We start from the raw sequence: 15,460 nt of genomic DNA, 5'->3' as shown, positions 1-15,460 counted from the left end.
CCGACTGTTAGGAAAGTTTCCTATCCGGTGGGAGGAAAGTAGGCCGCCGGTCCCACGGGCGTCAATGGGGTGAACGGCCGGGGCTACCAAAGCGTTACTTCTCCCCGCGCCGCACATGACGAAGGGCGCCCCCCGCCGCGGTGCGGCCGGGGGCGCCCTCGTTCGTGCCTACTTCGCCAGACCCTGCCCGGGCGGTATCGGCGCCGTGGCCAGCGACTGCGGAGACGTCGGGTTGTTCAGGGCCGAGGGGGCGGACACACCGGCGGACGGGTCCGGGGCCGAGTCGTCCGGGTCCGCCGGCGGCGGGCCGCCCACGATCCGGATCCCCGCCGCGTCCAGCGACCGCTTGATGCGCCAGCGCAGTTCGCGCTCCACGCCCAGCGCCTTGCCCGGCATCGTCTTCGCCGAGACACGGATCACCATCGAGTCCAGCAGCACCTCGTTGAGGCCGAGGACCTCCACCGGCCCCCACAGCCGTTCGTTCCACGGCTCGTCCTTGGCCATGGACTCGGCCGCCTCCGTGATGGCGGCCCGGACGCGGTCCAGGTCCTCCGTCGGGCGGACCTGGACGTCGACGGCGGCCGTCGCCCATCCCTGGCTGAGGTTGCCGATGCGCTTGATCTCGCCGTTGCGCACGTACCAGATCTCACCGTTGTCGCCGCGCAGCTTCGTCACCCGCAGCCCGACCTCGACCACCTCGCCCGAGGCCACGCCCGCGTCGATGGAGTCGCCGACCCCGTACTGGTCCTCCAGGATCATGAAGACGCCGGAGAGGAAGTCGGTGACGAGGTTGCGCGCGCCGAAGCCGATCGCCACACCCGCGACACCCGCCGAGGCGAGCAGCGGCGCCAGGTCGATGTTGAGGACGCCCAGGACCATCAGGGCCGCGGTGCCCAGGATCAGGAAGGACGCCACCGAGCGCAGCACCGAGCCGATGGCCTCCGAGCGCTGGCGGCGGCGCTCGGCGTTGACCAGGAGCCCGCCGAGCGCGGTGCCCTCCACCGCCTGGGCGCTGCGGTTCATCCGGTCGATGAGCTTGGTCAGCGCGCGGCGCACCAGCACCCGCAGCACCGACGCGATGATCACGATGAGCAGGATCCGCAGGCCGAGGGCGAGCCAGGTCGACCAGTTCTCCTCCACCCAGCCCGCGGCCTCGGTGGCCTGCTTCTGGGCGTCGTCGAGGGTGACCGGGGCGGTCGTCGGGCCGGTGGGATCGGACGGGGATCCGGCGGCCAGTACGGCGGGCCAGTGCACGGCGGGAACCTCCAGGCATTGCGCTGCCGACAGTGCGACGGCAGACCAACCACACTAACGGGGCAACCCGTGTGCTTCGGTGCCGTGTTCGAGGCGGGCGCGGCACCGGGCCCGGGACGCGTGGGAGTGTGGTCGAAAACACTTCAGGGCCGTTACCCGGACGTGGTGGCGCTCCGACCGGCCCTGAGGAGAGACTGAAGGCAGATCGTCCCGGCGCGAGCCACGCGCCGCCGGCGTACAAGGAGGCATCCACCGTGCCGCACGTCCTGGTCCTCAACGCGTCGTACGAGCCCCTCGGCGTCGTACCGCTCCGCCGCGCGCTCGTCCTCGTGCTCGAAAACAAGGCAGTCTGCCTAGAGGAATCCGGCGCCTTCATGCACAGCGCGACCCGGGTCGTCCCCGCTCCCAGCGTGGTCCGGCTGAAGAGATTCGTACGGGTCCCCTACCGGGGGCCCGTCCCACTGACCCGCCGTGCGCTCTTCGCGCGTGACGGCGGGCGCTGTATGTACTGCGGTGGCGTCGCAACCAGCGTCGACCACGTGATCCCGCGCAGCCGCGGCGGTCAGCACGTCTGGGACAACGTGGTGGCGGCCTGCCGCCGCTGCAACCACGTCAAGGCCGACCGGCACCTGCTGGAGCTCGGCTGGCGCCTGCGCCACCAGCCCGCCCCGCCCAGCGGCCTGGCGTGGCGCATCATCGGCACGGGGCACCGGGACCCACGCTGGCTCCCGTACCTCCAACCGTTCGGCGCGGACGACGCCCTGGCCCGGATCGACGGCATCTCAGCCTGAGTCCGGGCCTTCGTCGTCCCCGGGGACCGGTCCGCCGGTCCCCGGCCCGGCGTGCCCGCGAGCGGGCCTACCGGCTCCCCTGTGCCACGCCGTACGCCTCCACCGACCACAGCGAGTACCCGTACGGCGTTGCCCGCGCCACCCCCTGCACCCGCAGGAACCGCACCCCGCGCGCGTCCATCCGTACCGCCTCCCGGCCACCCCTGCCCTCCCGCACGGTCGCCGCCGTGCGCCAGGTCCGCCCGTCCGGCGAGACCTGCACGGTGTAGCTGCTCGCGTACGCGTCCTGCCAGGTCAGCACCACCAGGCCGACCCGGCTCGGGGCCGGGAGCTCGGCCTGCCACCAGGCGTTGTCCTGCGCCGGGGAGGACCAGCGCGTCGACGGGTCGCCGTCGGCCGCCGCGCGCGCCGGGAACGCGGGCGTCTCGTCGCCGGAGGAGGAGGCCGCCGCCCCCGCGAGCAGATCGGGACCGGCCGTGCGCGGATGGGCCCGTACGGTCAGGACGCGCTCCTGCCCGGAGAACGCGACCGGCACCCGGTACTCGCCCGCCGGGGTGCCCGGCGCCACCGACACCTCCACCGGCACACCCATCGCGGCGCCGCGCGGGACCGTGAGCGCGCCCGGGGCCCGCACGGTCAGGCCCCGCGGGGCCTTCGCGGCGAGCGTGCCCCGCACGTCCGCGGGCCGGGTGGACGTCAGCACGGCCGTCACCACCTGCGGCTTCCCGCCGATCTCCGCGTCGGCCACGTCCCGGGCCAGCTCCAGGCGGGCCCGCGGCTCGTCGGCGAACCACGGGACCAGATGGCGTACGGACCGTACGGCGGCGGTCGGGCCCGTCACCCGGACGGCGTCGGCGCGCACGCCCCGCGCGGCGCTCTGGGTCCAGCCGTCCGGCGACAGCGGTCCCAGGCTGCGCCAGCCCACGCCGGGCAGATGCGCCTGCACCAGCGCCCCGCCCTCGGCCCAGGCGACCCGGCCGGGCCCGGGGCCGGGTCCCCAGGCGGCGTCCGGCACGGGCCGCGCGCCCGCCGTGGCCCAGGCGGGCGGGCCCGAGCCCGGGCCCACCGACGGGCTCTGCCCGGCGCCGGAGTCGTCCATGACCGTGACCGCCTCCACCGGGCGGACCCGGTCCAGGCGCACGGTGTACGCGTCCGGCGAGAGGGTCACCTCGCCGGGCGGGCGGTCCGCGCCCGTCCAGGTCGCCGAGGCCCGCGCCGCACGGGTCAGGAACGCGTCCAGGACGCCCTTGCCGACGGTGACCGGGCCGGTGGCGGCATCCCGGCGCAGCGGCTCCAGGGCGAGCGCGGCCCGCCAGGCGCCCGCGCCGTCGCCGTGGGCCTGCGCCTGGAGCATGTCCACGGCCTTCTCCCCGGCCCGGCCGTAGCGGGCGAGCCGCTCGGCCCAGGGGCGCAGCTCGTCGGCGAGCGCGCTGCCCGCCAGACGCTCGGGGGTCAGCCGCATGACCGTGAACGCCGCGCGCAGTCGCGCCGCCGCCCGGTCCCGCGCCACCGCGTCCGCCGTGCCGCGCGAGTTCCAGAACGCGTCGAGCAGCGGGCGCAGATAGGCCGACTCGGCGCTGCCGAGGACCGACGAGGAGTCGTTGCCCGCCAGCGCGGTGAGCGCCTCGCGCAGCGGCGCGTCACCGCCCGCGAGGTCCGCGATCGCCGCCCGCCAGGACTCCTCCGGCTCGTAGCCCTGCGGGTTCCAGGCGTAGTCGGCGGCCGTGAACAGCGGGATGCGGGAGGCCGAGGCCTGGGCCATGGCGTTGGCGAGCAGGGCGGCCGAGCCGGTGGCGACGGCGGGCTCGCGGCCCGTGTAGGGGCCGAGGAAGATCCGGCCCGGCGCCCAGTCGTTCACCGGGTAGTTGTCCATCGTCACCAGCGGATGCCCGAACGCGTCGCGCGCGCCCGCCAGTTCGTGGCCGGTGATGGTGCGCGGCACCACCCCGACGCCCGTCCAGGCGACCTGTACGCGCGCGTCCAGACCGTCCGCGAGCGCGTCCCGGTAGGCGGTGACGCCCTCCTGGTAGTACTCGGTCGGCATCAGCGACAGCGGCTGCGCGCCCGGGTGGCGCTCGGCGAGGTGCGCGGCGAGGGCGTTCGCCACGCGCGCGTGGGCGCGGGCGGCGGCGGCCGGTCCCCGGCCGAAGGTGCGCGCGTCCTGCCCGCAGTGCCACTCGCTGTAGCTGACGTCCTGGAACTGCAGCTGGAAGGCGCGCACGCCCAGCGCCCACATCGCGTCGACCTTGCGCAGCAGCGCTTTGAGGTCCTTGTCGGAGGACAGGCACATCTCCTGGCCGGGCGCCACGGCCCAGGCGAGGGTGACGTGGTTGGCGGCGGCGCGGGCGGCGAGCGCCCGGAAGTCGGCGCGCTGGTCGGCCGGGTACGGGTCGCGCCAGCGGGCCTGGCGGTACGGGTCGTCGCCGGGCGCGTAGAGGTACCGGTTCTGCTTGGTGCGGCCCATGAAGTCGAGCTGCCCCAGGCGCTCTTCGCGGGTCCAGGGCTGCCCGTAGAAACCTTCCGCCGTGCCGCGCACGGCGGTGGCGGGCCAGTCCCGCACCCAGACGCCGGGCAGCGTGGCGGCGCCGCGCCGGTCCTGCCCCAGGAGCTGACGCAGCGTCTGCACGGCGTGGAAGAGCCCGTCCTCGCCGACCCCGTCGAGCGCGACCGTGTCCCGCCCGGCGACCCGGCCGACCCCGATCCGGTAGCCGCCCGGCGGCAGGTCCCCGCGCTCGGCGACCCGCAGGGCGCGCAGCGCGTCCTGCGCGCCGACGCCACCGACGCGGAACACCGGCCCCGCGCCCCGGGGTTCGTGGTGCAGCGTGGTGACGCCGGCCCGGTCGAGCATGTCCCCGAGCGCGGCCACCGCGTACGGGTCGGCGCCCGGATCGGCGATCAGCACGGCCTCGGAGCCCAGGCGCAGCCCCGGTCCCGCGTGCCGGACGGACTGGGGGCGGGGCCAGACGGCCGGGGCGCCGTCCCGTACCGCGGCCTTCGACTCCCGGGTGGCGGTGGGCTGTTCGGGTGCCGGGGGGTCCGCGGGGGCGGCGAGGGCGCCGGGCGCCGCGCCGAGCAGTCCGCCGATGGCGGCGACGGCGACGGCCGCCGCCCGCTTCCCGCGCCCGAACTGCACACCGTCTCCTCGTCTGCGTGGACTTGTGGAGCCCCGGTCCCCTGGTGACGGCCCCCGGCGGAGCCTCCCGCGCCGCGACCGGACCCGAGCCCACCACCCCCGTGGCGAAGGTGTCAACGCGGGTGACTGTTGTGCCGGAATTGCCCGTTCCGGTGACCTGGGTCACAGGAGGGGGGTGACGAGCGCTACTCGCCCCGCGTTGTACGTCTGGGAGCCCGCCCGCTGGGTAGGGCTGCTGTGTCCCCGTCGCCGACCCCCGTGGAGCCCTCCGTGGCCGTTTCCGCCCCTGAACAGCCCCTGACCAGCGAACCTCCGCTGGCCGACGCCGCACCGCTGACCAGCGAGCCGCCCCTGACCGAGGCCGCGCCCCTGACCAGCGAACCGACCCCGGTGGCCGCGCAAGCCGGAGCCTGACGCCATGACCCTCGCCCGGCTCGCCGCCCTGCACGGCGTCGCCACGTCCTACGCCCCGTCGGCCGACCGCACGGTCCCCGTCCCGGAGGCCACGGTCGTCGCCGTCCTCGCGGCCCTGGGCGTCGAGGCGGCGACCCCGGAGGCGGTGGCGGCGTCCCTCGCCACCGCCGAACTGAGCGCCGCGGAGCGCCTCTTGCCGCCGACCGTGGTCCACTGGCGCACCCCCGACCCCGCCCCGCCCCCACCGCTGGCCGCGCTGCCGCCGGGCACCGAGGTCCGGGTCGAGACCGAGGACGGCGAACAGGCGCGGTGGACGGCCCCGGGCGCGAAGGGCGGGACGGGGCGCGAGGCCCCCTGGCCCGTCCTCCCCCTCGGCGTCCACCGGGCCACCGCCCGCACCCCCGACGGCCGCGCGGCCACCGCCTGCCTGGTGGTCGCCCCCGAGCGCACGCCGCAGCCGCCCGAGCGCACCCACGGGTTCCTCGTCCAGCTCTACTCCCTGCTCTCCGCCCGCTCCTGGGGCATGGGCGACCTCGGCGACCTCGCCGAACTCGCCGGCTGGGCCGGGCGGTCCGTGGGCGCCGGCTTCCTCCAGGTCAACCCGCTGCACGCGGCCGTCCCCGGTACCCCCACCGACCCGTCCCCCTACCGCCCCTCCTCCCGCCGCTTCCCCGACCCCGTACACCTGCGGATCGAGGACGTTCCCGAGTACGCCTACGTACGCGAGCGCAAGCGGCTGGACGAGGTGCTGAAGGCGGCGGACGCGCTGCGCCGTTCGGTCCTCGACGACGGCGAGCTGATCGACCGGGACGCGGTGTGGGCGCTCAAGCGCGAGGCCCTCGAAGCCCTCCACGCGGTACCGCTGGCCCCCGGGCGGCGCGAGGCGTACTGCGACTACCTGGCACACCAGGGCCAGGCCCTGGAGGACCACGCCACCTGGTGCGCGCTGGCCGAACGGTACGGCTCGGACTGGACCCGCTGGCCCGGCGCCCTGCGCGACCCCCGCTCACCCGCCACCGCCCGCGCCCGGCGCGAGCTCATCGACCGCGTCGACTTCCACACCCGGCTCGCCTGGCTCACCGACACCCAGCTCGCCGCCGCCCAGCGGGCCGCCAGGGACGCCGGAATGACCGTCGGCCTCGTCCACGACCTCGCCGTCGGCGTGCACCCCGGCGGCGCCGACGCCTGGGCGCAGCAGCGCACCTTCGCCCAGGGCATGTCGGTGGGCGCGCCCCCCGACGCCTTCAACGCGCGCGGCCAGGACTGGGGGCTGCCGCCCTGGCGCCCCGACGTGCTCGCCGCCTCCGGCTACGCCCCCTACCGGGGTCTGCTGCGCAATCTGTTGCGGCACGCCGGGGCCCTGCGCATCGACCACGTGATGGGCCTGTTCCGGCTGTGGTGGATCCCGGGCGGGCAGGAGCCCACGGCGGGCACCTATGTGCGCTACGACGCCGAGGCGATGCTCGCCGTGCTCGTCCTGGAGGCCCACCGGGCGGGCGCGGCCGTCATAGGGGAGGACCTGGGCACGGTCGAGCCCGGGGTGCGCGAGGCGCTGAGCCGGCGCGGGGTGCTCGGCACCTCGGTGCTGTGGTTCGAGCGCGACTGGGCGGGCGCGGGCCGCCCGCTGCCCCCGGCCGACTGGCGCGAGGGCTGCGTGGCCACCGCCACCACCCACGACCTGCCCTCCACGGCCGCCCGGCTCACCGGCGAGCACGTGGGGCTGCGCCACCGCCTCGGGCTGCTCACCCGGCCGCTCGCCGAGGAGCAGGCCGAGGACGCGGCGGAGGTGGGCGAGTGGCTGGCCTACCTCACCCGGCTCGGGCTGCTGCCCGAGGGTGCCCGGGGCGAGGAGGGCGCGGTGCGCGCGGTCTACCGGTTCCTGCTGCGCACCCCGGCCCGGATGGTCGGGGTGTGGCTGCCGGACGCGGTGGGCGACCGCCGTCCGCAGAACCTGCCGGGCACCTGGGACCAGTACCCCAACTGGCGCCTGCCGGTGGCCGGTCCCGACGGGCGCCCGCTCGCGCTGGAGGACGTGGTCGCCTCGCCCCGGCTGCACGGCCTGATGCGGGTGTTCGCGCCCGCCCCGGACACCCCGGCGCAGGGCGTGCGGACTCGTACGGCACCCCCGGGCGCGCGGCCCGCTTAGGCGTTCGCTACGTTTGCACCGTGGACAAGAAGAACACCCTGCGCGCCGGCGCCGTGGCAGCCGGTACGACGCTGATGATGCTGCTCATGTCGGCCCCCGCCCTCGCGGTCACCCGCGACGACGGCGACGACCCGGGCTCCGGCCTGAGCGTGTTCGACACGATCGGCCTGTACGTGATCGCGCCCATCGCGCTGTTCGCGGTCATCGCCGGTCTGGTCATGGTCCTCGACAAGTCGAAGAAGGCCTGACCGGTCACGGCGCACACGCCCTGAGGCGCTCCGCGGTACGAGTGGCACTCGTACCGCGGAGCGCCTTTGCGTTTTTCCGGCCCGCCCCCGCGCGTCGCCCGCCCCCGCGCGTCGTCCGGCCCGGTGGTGTCAGTGGGCCGCGAGCAGCTTGCGCAGCAGCCCGTTCAGCTGCTCCGCCTCCGCCGCGTCGAGCACCCCGTCCAGCACCTCGTGCTGCATCTCCAGACCGGCCGTCACCGACGCGTCGACGATCTCGCGTCCCTTGTCCGAGAGGGTGACGCGCAGCCCGCGCCGGTCGTTCGGGTCCGGGCTGCGGCTGAGCAGTCCGGCCTTCTCCAGCTTGTCCAGGCGCCCGGTCATCCCGCCGGTGGTGAGCATGGTCGTCGCCGACAGCTGACGCGGCGAGAGCGTGTACGGCTCGCCGGAGCGGCGCAGCGTCGCCAGGACGTCGAACTCGCCGCGCGAGATCCCGAACCGCCGGTACTCCTTCTCGATCCGGTCGCCCATGCCCTTGGCGATGCGGTAGATGCGCCCGTAGACGGCCATCGGAACGGTGTCGAGATCGGGCCGGACCTCCGCCCACTGGGCGGTGATGGCGTCGACGGGATCACGGGGGGTCGCAGTCATGGGACCAGTATCCGAGCCGTATGGAACGGACGCAAGAAAGTTGCTTGACGAAAAGTAGCTTAGGAGTAAGCTACTTTCCATGAAGCGAACCCAGAGCCGCATCGCCACCGTCGCCCTCACCGCCCTCGCCCCGGTCTCCTGGGGCTCCACCTACGCCGTGACGACGGAGTTCCTCCCCGCCGACCGGCCGCTGTTCACGGGCATGATGCGGGCGCTGCCCGCCGGACTCGCGCTCATGCTCGCCACCCGGCGCCTGCCACGGGGCGCGTGGTGGTGGAAGGCGGTGGTGCTGGGGGCGCTGAACATCGGGGCCTTCTTCCCGCTCCTCTTCCTCGCCGCCTACCGCCTGCCCGGCGGCATGGCCGCGGTGATCGGCTCGCTCGGGCCGCTGTGGGTGGCCGGGCTCGCCGCGCTCTTCCTGGGGGAGCGGCCGTCGCTGCGGACCCTGCTCACCGGCATAGCGGCGGCCCTCGGAGTCAGCCTGGTCGTCCTGAAGGCCACGGGGGCGCTGGACGCCGTCGGGGTCGCGGCGGGAGTGGCCTCGTCCCTGTCGATGGCCGCGGGAACCGTCTTCACCAAGCGGTGGGGGCGCCCCGAAGGGGTCGGCCCGCTGGTGCTCACCGGCTGGCAGCTGACCGCCGGCGGACTGCTGATCGCGCCGGTCGCCCTGCTGGCCGAGGGCGCGCCGCCCGCGCTGGACGGCCGCAACCTCGCGGGCTACCTCTACCTCGCCCTGGTCAACACCGCCGTGGCGTACTGGCTCTGGTTCCGCGGCATCGGCCGCCTCACCGCCACCTCCGTGACCTTCCTCGGTCCGCTGTCGCCGCTGACCGCCGCCGTCATCGGCTGGGCAGCGCTCGGCCAGGCGCTCACCCCGCTCCAGCTGGCGGGTATGGCGGTCGCCTTCGGGGCGACGCTGGCGGGCCAGTACGTGCCGAGGGTCCGGCCCGCGGTCGCGACGGAAACGTTCACTTCGCCTGAACGAATCACTCAGAAAGATTCGATGGACCTGATGGTCGGGGCGGTGCGACGGTAGTCCGGCACCCCCGCCGACCACCGAAGGAGCACCCACCACCGTGGCAGTCCTGGAGCACGACCGGCACGACCGGACCAGACGGACCCCCCGGAGGGCGAGCCGGGCCAACGGCCCCGGACTCGCCCTCGCGGGCGTAGCGACCCTCGTCTGGTCCGGCAGCTTCGTCGCCTCCCGGGCCCTGCACGACTCCGTACCCCCCGTCCAGGCCGCCTTCTGGCGCTGGATCATCGCCCTGGTGGCTGTGGCGCCCTTCGCGGCCCGTGCGACCTGGCGCCAACGGGCCCTGATCCGCCGCCACTTCCGCTTCGTCCTGCTCGCCGCCCTGCTGGGCGTCACGGTCTACAACACCCTCGTCAACCAGGCCGGACTCTCCACCTCCGCGGGCAACATGGGCATGATCATGGCCGCGTCGCCGGTGCTGATGGCGGTGTACGAGCGGCTCGGCGGCGAGCGGCTCGGGGCGCGGCGCACCACCGGGATGCTCGTCGCCTGCGCCGGGGTGCTGCTCCTCGTGGGCAAGGGCTCGCTCACGCAGGACTTCGCGACCGGGGACCTGTGGATGCTGGCCGCCGCCGTCTCCTTCGCCTCCTACAGCGCCCTGCTGCGCCGCCGCCCCGCCGAGCTGGGCGGCCCCGCCTTCCTGTTCACCACCTTCGTCCTGGGAGCGCTGATGCTGGCGCCGGTGTACGGGGTGAGCCTCGCGGTGCAGGGCGGGTTCGCGGCGACGCCGGGGACGGCCGGGCCGCTGGTGTACGTGGGAGTGCTCTCCTCGGCCCTCGCCTTCTTCGCCTGGAACAAGGCGATCGGGCTGATCGGGGCGGCCGGGGCGGGCGCCGTCTACTACCTCCAGCCGGTCTGCGTGGCCCTGCTCTCGTACGCCCTCCTGGGCGAGACGACCGGGCCGGGCGGGGTGGGGTGCATGGCGCTGATCCTGGGCGGGGTGGTCCTGGGCTCCCGCCGCCCGGGCGCGTGACTAGATTGACGGCCATGAACGCGAAGGGGCACGGGGCACCCGGCGGGGCCGGGGCGGGAAGCGGGATCGGGGCGGGGGCCGGGGCCGTCTCCGGCGGAGCGCACGACTGGGACATCAAGAAGCTCCACATCCTGCGGACCCTGCGCGAGAAGGGGACCGTCACCGCGACCGCCGAGGCGCTGCTGATGACGCCCTCGGCCGTCTCCCAGCAGCTCACCAACCTGGCCAAGCGGCTCGGCGTGACCCTCCTGGAGGCGGACGGCCGCCGGGTCCGCCTCACCGACGCCGCCCATCTGGTCCTGCGCCACGCCGAGGCCGTCTTCGCGCAACTGGAGCGGGCGGACGCGGAGTTGGCCGGGTATCTGCGGGGCGAGGCCGGGCTGGTACGGGTGGGGGCGTTCTCGACGGCGGTGCCCGCGCTGGTCGTCCCGGCCGTACGGCGGCTGCGGCGCAGCCATCCCGGGCTTGAGGTGCGGGTACGGGAGGCGGAGGCGGCCGAGGCGTACGAGCTGCTGTCGGCCGGGGCGGTGGACGTGGCCCTGTCGCTGGCGGCGCACGCCCCGAGCGTCCGCGACCCGCGTTTCACGGTGGTCCCGCTGCTGGCCGACCCCCTGGACGTGGCCCTGCCCGCAGGCCACCCGCTCGCCACCGAACCGGACCTGCGCCTCGCGGACCTGGCGGGCGAGCCGTGGATCTTCGGCGGCAGCGGCCCGTGGTCGCAGATCACGACGGCGGCGTGCGAGGCGGCCGGCTTCGTCCCCGAGCAGGCGCACAGCGCGGCGGGCTGGACGGCGATCCTGGCGATGGTGGAGGCGGGGATGGGGGTGGCGCTGGTCCCGCGGATGGCGTCGGTGCCACGGGAGGGGGTGGCGATGCGCGAACTGGCCGCGGAACGGCGGCCGTACCGGCATGTGGTGGGGGCGGTGCGGAGGGGGTTGGGGGGAGCCGGGGTGGGGCGGGTCCTGTCGACGCTCCAGGAAGTGGCGTCGCCCGGGGGCGATGCGGGCTGAGCGGGGTCCGGGGCCTGGTCCCCGGCCTCCGCTCGGGGCCGTACGGCCCCGGGGCCCCTTGGGACGTGTTCGTCCGCGGTCCGTGGAGGGTTGCTCGCGCAGTTCCCCGCGCCCCTAGGTGCCCAGGGCGCGGGGAACTGCGCGACCAGCCACCCACGGCCCGCGGCCGAAACACGTGCGAGCGGGCGCGGGGGGCTTGGCCCGGGAGGGGTACCTCCGCCCCCGGAGGGTTGAGGGAAAGGGCGGGGTGGGGGAAAAGCTACGCCGCCGCGTCGGCCTCCTGCGCCCGCAGCGCCCGCTCGACCCCCGCCCGCGACTCCGAGATCAGCCGCCGCAGCGCCGCACTGGGCGACGCCGACGACAGCCACGCGTCCGTCGCGTCCAGCGTCGCCCGCGACACCTGGAGCGACGGATACAGCCCCGTCGCGATCTGCTGCGCGATCTCGTGGGACCGCGACTCCCACACACCCTTCACCGCCGCGAAGTACTTCTCCGTGTACGGCGCCAGCAGCTCCCGCTGGTCGACCTGGACGAAGCCCCCGATCACCGCCTCCTGCACGGCGTTGGGCAGCGAGTCACCCTCCACCACCGACGCCCACGCCTCAGCCTTCGCCTCGGCCGTCGGCCGCGCGGCCCGCGCCGTCGCCGCGTGCCGCTCGCCCGCCGCCGTACGGTCGCGCTCCAGCTCCGCCGCGATCGCCTTCTCGTCCGCGCGCCCGGTCGCCGCGAGACGCTCGACGAACGCCCAGCGCAGGTCGGTGTCGACGGCCAGGCCGTCCACCGACTCGGTGCCGTCGAGGAGCCCCTGGAGCAGATCGAGCTGTTCACCGGTACGGGCGGTCGCCGCGAACGCCCGCGCCCACGCCAGCTGGTGGTCGCTGCCGGGCGCCGACGCCCGCAGCTGCTCCAGCGTCGCCTCGGTCCAGCGGGTCAGTCCCGTCTCGCGCCACTCGGGCGCCGCGTACAGCTCAAGGGCGAGCTTCACCTGGCGGTGCAGCGACTGCACCACACCGATGTCGGACTCCTTGGCGATGCCGGACAGGACGAGCGCCAGGTAGTCGCGGGTCGCGAGCTCCCCGTCGCGCGTCATGTCCCAGGCCGAGGCCCAGCACAGCGCGCGCGGCAGCGACTCCGCGAAGTCGCCGAGGTGCGCGGTGACGACCTTCAGGGACTCCTCGTCCAGGCGCACCTTCGCGTAGCTGAGGTCGTCGTCGTTGAGGAGGACGACCGCCGGGCGGCGCGTGCCCGCCGGGAGCTCCACCGCCGTGCGCGCCCCCTCCACGTCCAGCTCAAGGCGCTCGGTGCGTACCAGCTTGCCCGTCTCGTTCAGCTCGTAGAAGCCGACGGCGATCCGGTGCGGGCGCAGGGTCGGCTCGCCCTGGGCGCCGGCGGGCAGCGCCGGGGCCTCCTGCAGGACGGTGAAGGAGGTGATGACGCCCTCGGCGTCGACCTCGATCTCCGGGCGCAGGACGTTGATGCCGGCCGTCTCCAGCCACGCCTTCGACCAGGTCTTCAGATCGCGTCCGGAGGTCTTCTCCAGCGCGCCGAGCAGGTCGGACAGGCGCGTGTTGCCGAAGGCGTGCGCCTTGAAGTACGCCTGCACGCCCTGGAAGAACGCGTCCATGCCGACGTACGCGACGAGCTGCTTGAGCACCGAGGCGCCCTTGGCGTACGTGATGCCGTCGAAGTTGACGAGCACGTCGTCGAGGTCGCGGATGTCCGCCATGATCGGGTGCGTCGACGGGAGCTGGTCCTGCCGGTACGCCCAGGTCTTCATGGAGTTGGCGAACGTGGTCCAGGCGTGCGGCCACTTGGAGCCCGGTGCGTACGCCTGGCAGGCGATCGAGGTGTACGTGGCGAACGACTCGTTCAGCCACAGGTCGTTCCACCACTCCATGGTGACGAGGTCGCCGAACCACATGTGGGCGAGCTCGTGCAGGATGGTCTCGGCCCGCACCTCGTAGGCGGCGTCGGTGACCTTGGACCGGAACACGTACTGGTCCCGGATGGTCACCGCGCCCGCGTTCTCCATCGCGCCCGCGTTGAACTCCGGCACGAAGAGCTGGTCGTACTTGGCGAACGGGTAGGCGTAGTCGAACTTCTCCTGGAACCAGTCGAAGCCCTGCCGGGTCACGTCGAAGATCTCGTCCGCGTCGAGGAACTCGGCGAGCGAGGGACGGCAGTAGATGCCCAGCGGCACGGACTGCCCGTCCTTCTCGTACGAGGAGTGGACGCTGTGGTACGGACCGACGATCAGCGCCGTGATGTAGCTGGAGATGCGGGGCGTCGGCTCGAAGACCCACACGTCGTCGGCGGGCTCGGGGGTCGGCGAGTTCGAGATCACGGTCCAGCCCGAGGGGGCCTTCACGGTGAACTGGAAGGTCGCCTTCAGGTCCGGCTGCTCGAAGGAGGCGAAGACGCGGCGGGCGTCCGGCACCTCGAACTGGGTGTAGAGGTACGCCTGGTCGTCGACCGGGTCGACGAAGCGGTGCAGGCCCTCGCCGGTGTTGGTGTACGCGCAGTCCGCGACCACCTTCAGCTCGTTCGCCCCCGCCCGCAGACCGGCGAGCGCGATGCGCGAGTCGGCGAACACGGCGGCCGGGTCGAGCGCGGTGCCGTTGAGGACCACCTCGCGCACGGTGGGCGCTACCAGGTCGATGAACGTCTGCGCGCCGTCCTCGGCGGAGTCGAAGCGCACGGTGGTCACGGACCTGTAGGTCCCGCCCTCCTGCGCGCCGCTCAGATCGAGCTCGATCGCGTACGAGTCGACGCTCAGCAGCTCCGCGCGCCGCTGGGCCTCTTCACGGGTCAGATTCGTGCCAGGCACCCGGCCATCTCCTTCAGGACTTCTCTACGGTTTCGGCCATCCTTGCACGAGACGTCCGGGGGGCGTACAGGGCTTTTGCCCGGGGGTTACAGGTCCGAATTCCGCCGGTGGGGGGTGGGGCGCCCCGGCAGCCTGGCCCTATGACCCAGACACCCCGGACACCCCAGCCACCCCGGACCCCTCATACGCGCCCGTCCCGGCCGACGGCGGCCCTGGCCCACCCGCCCCTGGCCCACCCGCCCCTGGCCTACCCGCCCCTGGCCTACCCGCCCCTGCCGATTCCGCCGTCCGCGCTCGCCCGGCTCCGCGTGACGGACGACGCCGGGCGCGCCTTCACCCCGTTCACCGACGAGGAGGGTGACGCCCCGCTGCGCTGCTGCCTGTGCCGCAGCGCGCCGGGCGAGCGGATCGCGCTCGTGTCGTACGCCCCCCTGCGCCGCTGGGCTGGCACGACGGGGGCGGAGCCGGGGGCGTACGACGAGCAGGGGCCGGTGTTCATCCACGCGGAGTGCGGGGGGCCGGGGGACGGGGGCGCGCAGGAGTACCCGTTCGCGCGGGTGGGGGCGTTGCGGGTGGTGCGGCGGTACGACGCGGAGGGGCGGATCGTCGGGGGCAGCCTGCTGGAACTCCCGCCGGACACGACGCGGGCCTTCGAGACGGCCTTCGAGGAGGCCTTCTCGGATCCCCGGGTGGTGCTGGTCCATGTGAGGGCGGTGGAGTACGGGTGCTTCCAGTTCGAGGTGCGGAGGGGGTAGGGGGGGGCGGGGGCCGGGCCCGGGGTTTGTCTGCGGGCCGGTGGTGGGTTGCCCGCGCAGTTCCCCGCGCCCCTGTTCTGCCGGGGGTTTGTCTGCGGGCCGGTGGTGGTTGCTCGCGCAGTTCCCCGCGCCCCTTCTCGGCCCGGTGTTCGTCTGCGGGCCGGTGGTGGTTGCTCGCGCAGTTCCCCGCGCCCCTTCTCGGCCCGGTGTTCGTCTGCGGGCCGGTGGTGGTTGCTCGCGCAGTTC

General features: G+C 74.6%; 12 protein-coding genes. 8 read left to right on the top strand and 4 right to left on the bottom strand.

Features of this window, described 5'->3' with window-relative positions; translation table 11 throughout:
- Positions 1–168 precede the first annotated feature (168 nt).
- Positions 169–1,254, bottom strand: a complete 1,086-nt coding sequence (locus ACZ4MU_RS13280) for a mechanosensitive ion channel family protein (RefSeq protein ID WP_467874949.1) — start codon at positions 1,252–1,254, stop codon at positions 169–171.
- A 254-nt stretch (positions 1,255–1,508) separates the two neighbouring features.
- On the opposite strand from ACZ4MU_RS13280, the gene ACZ4MU_RS13275 reads away from it, so the two are divergent.
- Complete coding sequence (locus ACZ4MU_RS13275; RefSeq protein ID WP_283143448.1) at positions 1,509–2,045, top strand: HNH endonuclease; 537 nt, start codon at positions 1,509–1,511, stop codon at positions 2,043–2,045.
- Between the two features lie 67 nt (positions 2,046–2,112).
- Here the strand turns inward: ACZ4MU_RS13275 and ACZ4MU_RS13270 are convergent, their stop codons facing one another.
- On the bottom strand, positions 2,113–5,178 hold the full coding sequence (locus tag ACZ4MU_RS13270; RefSeq protein ID WP_467874945.1) for a beta-N-acetylglucosaminidase domain-containing protein: 3,066 nt from the start codon (positions 5,176–5,178) through the stop codon (positions 2,113–2,115).
- 270 nt (positions 5,179–5,448) lie between these two features.
- On the opposite strand from ACZ4MU_RS13270, the gene ACZ4MU_RS13265 reads away from it, so the two are divergent.
- From ACZ4MU_RS13265 to ACZ4MU_RS13255, 3 genes are read left to right on the top strand one after another with little or no spacing between them, the layout of a single operon-like run.
- Positions 5,449–5,592 carry a hypothetical protein gene (locus ACZ4MU_RS13265; protein ID WP_467875551.1) on the top strand — a complete coding sequence of 48 codons (144 nt, stop codon included), beginning with the start codon at positions 5,449–5,451 and terminating at the stop codon, positions 5,590–5,592.
- A gap of 4 nt (positions 5,593–5,596) precedes the next feature.
- Positions 5,597–7,738 (top strand): 4-alpha-glucanotransferase, encoded by a 2,142-nt coding sequence (gene malQ, locus ACZ4MU_RS13260; RefSeq protein ID WP_467874942.1) that lies wholly within the window; start codon positions 5,597–5,599, stop codon positions 7,736–7,738.
- 20 nt (positions 7,739–7,758) lie between these two features.
- Positions 7,759–7,986, top strand: a complete 228-nt coding sequence (locus tag ACZ4MU_RS13255; RefSeq protein ID WP_101388341.1) for a hypothetical protein — start codon at positions 7,759–7,761, stop codon at positions 7,984–7,986.
- Positions 7,987–8,115: 129 nt separating this feature from the next.
- Here the strand turns inward: ACZ4MU_RS13255 and ACZ4MU_RS13250 are convergent, their stop codons facing one another.
- A complete protein-coding gene (locus ACZ4MU_RS13250) occupies positions 8,116–8,613 on the bottom strand; it encodes a MarR family winged helix-turn-helix transcriptional regulator (RefSeq protein WP_467874939.1) in 498 nt (165 codons plus the stop codon).
- A 79-nt stretch (positions 8,614–8,692) separates the two neighbouring features.
- On the opposite strand from ACZ4MU_RS13250, the gene ACZ4MU_RS13245 reads away from it, so the two are divergent.
- The 3 genes from ACZ4MU_RS13245 to ACZ4MU_RS13235 are packed head-to-tail and all read left to right on the top strand — an operon-like array spanning position 8,693 to position 11,632.
- Positions 8,693–9,649, top strand: coding sequence for an EamA family transporter (locus ACZ4MU_RS13245; RefSeq protein WP_467874936.1), 957 nt, complete (start codon positions 8,693–8,695; stop codon positions 9,647–9,649).
- A 49-nt stretch (positions 9,650–9,698) separates the two neighbouring features.
- Positions 9,699–10,622 (top strand): DMT family transporter, encoded by a 924-nt coding sequence (locus ACZ4MU_RS13240; protein ID WP_467875512.1) that lies wholly within the window; start codon positions 9,699–9,701, stop codon positions 10,620–10,622.
- A 14-nt stretch (positions 10,623–10,636) separates the two neighbouring features.
- Positions 10,637–11,632, top strand: coding sequence for a LysR family transcriptional regulator (locus ACZ4MU_RS13235; RefSeq protein WP_467874934.1), 996 nt, complete (start codon positions 10,637–10,639; stop codon positions 11,630–11,632).
- A gap of 259 nt (positions 11,633–11,891) precedes the next feature.
- On the opposite strand, the gene pepN is transcribed toward ACZ4MU_RS13235, so the two are convergent.
- Positions 11,892–14,459, bottom strand: a complete 2,568-nt coding sequence (gene pepN, locus ACZ4MU_RS13230) for an aminopeptidase N (RefSeq protein WP_467874931.1) — start codon at positions 14,457–14,459, stop codon at positions 11,892–11,894.
- 140 nt (positions 14,460–14,599) lie between these two features.
- Between pepN and ACZ4MU_RS13225 the strand changes: the two genes are divergently transcribed.
- A complete protein-coding gene (locus ACZ4MU_RS13225) occupies positions 14,600–15,214 on the top strand; it encodes a DUF1203 domain-containing protein (protein ID WP_467874928.1) in 615 nt (204 codons plus the stop codon).
- Positions 15,215–15,460 lie beyond the last annotated feature (246 nt).

Source organism: Streptomyces sp. NPDC026377 (assembly GCF_055567715.1).
The sequence above is the reverse complement of the archived record's forward strand: the minus strand, read 5'-3'. Positions and strand labels throughout refer to the sequence as shown.